Origin of the sequence: Agromyces agglutinans (genome assembly GCF_009647605.1) — a bacterium.
Taxonomy (GTDB): domain Bacteria; phylum Actinomycetota; class Actinomycetes; order Actinomycetales; family Microbacteriaceae; genus Agromyces; species Agromyces agglutinans.
This window is the reverse complement of record NZ_WJIF01000025.1, coordinates 1-343: the sequence shown is the minus strand read 5'-3', so window position 1 is coordinate 343 and position 343 is coordinate 1. Positions and strand designations below refer to the sequence as shown.

General features: G+C 52.8%; 1 other RNA gene. It reads left to right on the top strand.

The window, feature by feature from the left end:
• Window positions 1–2: 2 nt before the first annotated feature.
• Window positions 3–343: a transfer-messenger RNA gene (ssrA, locus tag GE115_RS18270) on the top strand; the annotation flags it as partial.

Here is a 343-nt window from a genome sequence, read left to right as displayed (position 1 = left end):
GATTAGGATTCGACGCCGGTAACAAAACTTGAGGGGCATGCCGAGTTGGTAACAGAACTCGTAAATAAACTGTTGCAAACTTATAGTTGCCAACGACGACAACTACGAAGGGTACGCGCTAGCCGCCTAACCTTCATCTGGTAGCTTCGGCTCCAGCGGTCACTAGGGGATGCCTGTAAACCCGAAATGACTGTCAGACAGAACAGGATCGCCGCCAAGTTCGCTGTAGACGTAACGGCTAAAACTCATACAGCTCGCTCCAAGCACCCTGCCAATCGGGCGGCGCGGAGTTAACTCAGTAGATCTGGCTAAGCATGTAGAACCGATAGCGGAGAGCTGGCGG